Here is a 2,508-nt window from a genome sequence, read left to right on the forward strand (position 1 = left end):
GGGGGCCGCTAACATCCACCCCCCCCGGGGGGCCCCCCCGGGGGGGGGGGGGGGGCACCCCACCCCCCCCCCCCCCGCGCGGGGCGCCGACCGCACCCTCGCCGACCTCACCGATGCCCTGGAACGCGCCCTGCTCGCCGATCTCGCCGACGCGGTGCCCGCCCTCATCGACCGGCTGGCCGAGGTCGCCGCCCTCGACCACGATGTCACCCACCTGCTGTCGGCCCTGCCCGGCCTGATCCGCACCGCCCGCTACGGCGACGTCCGTGGCACCGACACCGCCGCGCTGGCCGGGGTGGCCGACGGCCTGCTGGTGCGGGCCTGCGCGGGCCTGCCCGGTGCGGTCACCGGACTCGACACCGCGGCCGCCGAACAGTTGCGTGCGCTGCTCGACGCCACCCACCTGGCCGTCCACATCCGCGACGCCCCGGCGGCCACCGCCACCTGGATCGAGGCGCTCACCCGCCTGGCCGGCCGCGAGGACGTCCACGGCGCTCTGGTCGGCCGGGCCGTGCGGCTGCTCACCGACGCGGGCGTGCTGACCACCGGGGAAGCGGCGCTGCGGCTCTCGGCCGCCCTGTCGGTCGGCAGCGCCGCCGACCGCAAGGCCGCCTGGATCGACGGCTTCGTGGGCGGTCAGGGCCTGCTGCTGGTCCACGACCGCCCGCTGCTGCGCCTGATCGACCGCTGGCTGCGCGGGCTCGACGACGAGCAGTTCCGGCAGACCCTCCCCGTCCTGCGCCGCACCTTCGCCGGCTTCGAACCGGGCGAACGCCGCGCCATCGGCCGCGCCGTCCGCGATTGCGGCGCCGGCGCGGCCGCTCCCGCCATCACGACCACCACCCCGGCACTCGACGACCTTCGCGGCCGCCGCGCCGTGCACACCGTCGCCGCACTGCTCGGCATCCCAGGCAAGGAGCACCGTGCCGACCTCCCCTGAGGCCCCCGACCCGACCGACTCCGCACCCGCGCCCGATGCCGCCGTCCCCGGATCCGGTGATCGCCGACGCGAGGCCGCACCCGGCAGTCCTCCCGGGCCGGACAGCGGGTCCGGCGACCGGTCCGCGTTCGACGACGCGGCCGCACGCCGGTGGCGTCTGGTCCTCGGCGCCGCGGCCGAGCCGGAACTCGGCGCCCTGGGCGGCGACGACATGGTGATCGACGGAGCCCTCGGCGCTCTCTACGGCACCGGCGAGGAGCTGACCGGTGGCACGCGGCAGGGCGGGCTGGGCGCCTCCGCGCCCCGGGTGGCGCGCTGGCTCGGCGACATCCGCACCTACTTCCCGTCCACCGTGGTCGAGGTCATGCAGCGCGACGCCATCGAGCGGCTGGATCTGACCGAGCTGCTGCTCGAGCCGGAGCTGCTGGCGGCGGTGGAGCCGGACGTGCACCTGGTCGGCACGCTGATCGGGTTGAACCGGGTGATGCCGGAGACCACCAAGCAGACCGCGCGCGAGGTGGTGGCGCGGGTGGTGCGCGAGGTGGAGGAGCGTATCGCCACCCACACCCGCACCGCGGTGGGCGGTGCGCTGGAGCGGGCGGCGCGCACCGCCAGGCCCGCGCCCCGCGACATCGACTGGGGCCGCACCATCCGCCGCAATCTGTCCAGCTATCTGCCCGAGTACCGCACCGTGGTGCCCGAGCACCTGGTCGGCTACGGCCGCAAGAGCCAGGCGGTGCGCCGCGAAGTGGTGCTGGCCATCGACCAGTCCGGCTCGATGGCCGCCAGCGTCGTCTACGCCTCGGTGTTCGGCGCCGTGCTGGCCTCCCTGCGTTCGCTGCGCACCCACCTGGTGGCCTTCGACACCGAGGTCGTCGATCTGACCGACCGGCTCGACGATCCGGTCGACGTCCTGTTCGGCACGCAGCTCGGCGGCGGCACCGACATCAATCGCGCGCTCGCCTACTGCGAGTCGCTGATCACCCGCCCCGCCGACACCCTGTTCGTCCTGGTCTCCGACCTCTTCGAAGGCGGCATCCGCGCCGAGATGTTGCGCCGCGTGCGAGCCATGCGCGATTCGGGCGTGCAGGTGGTCGTGCTGCTCGCCCTCAGCGACGAGGGCGCCCCGGCCTTCGACCACGACAATGCCGCCGCCCTCGCCGCCCTGGGCATCCCCGCCTTCGCGTGCACGCCCGACGCGTTCCCCGACCTCCTGGCCGTCGCCTTCGATCGCGGTGATGTCCGCGCGTGGGCCGACACGAACGCCGGCCGGGCCGGGCGAGCCTGAGGGCAGCGCCGCTGCGCCACACGCCGGACCGAAAGCCCCGACGAGGCCACGGACGCCGAGGCGGTGCTGCTGTTCCGCTTGGGACTCGGTCAGCCCGGCGAGTTGCCGGTGCGTCGTGATCGCGCGACAACAATCCGGGGGGGGGGGGGGGGGGGGGGGGGGGGGGGGGGCCGGGGGGGGGGGTGCGGGGGGGGGGGGGGGGGGGGGCGGCGGGCCGCGCCCGGCGCCGGCCGGGGGGGGGCGGGCGCCCCCCCCCCCCCCCCAGGGTGGGGGGTGGTTA

3 protein-coding genes are annotated in these 2,508 nt (G+C 76.5%); all 3 read left to right on the forward strand.

Annotated elements, in window-relative coordinates:
• Positions 1–940, forward strand: a 940-nt coding sequence (locus tag QH283_RS19820) for a DUF5682 family protein (RefSeq protein WP_280504484.1), incomplete at its 5' end; no start/stop codon positions are given.
• A gap of 157 nt (positions 941–1,097) precedes the next feature.
• Entirely contained in the window at positions 1,098–2,228 is a 1,131-nt protein-coding gene (locus QH283_RS19825; protein ID WP_280504486.1) for a VWA domain-containing protein, read from the forward strand.
• A gap of 63 nt (positions 2,229–2,291) precedes the next feature.
• Positions 2,292–2,508, forward strand: a 217-nt coding sequence (locus QH283_RS19830) for a hypothetical protein (RefSeq protein WP_280504485.1), incomplete at its 3' end; no start/stop codon positions are given.

The sequence above is a fragment of the Nocardia farcinica genome, from assembly GCF_029867845.1.
Classification (GTDB): Bacteria; Actinomycetota; Actinomycetes; order Mycobacteriales; family Mycobacteriaceae; genus Nocardia; species Nocardia farcinica_A.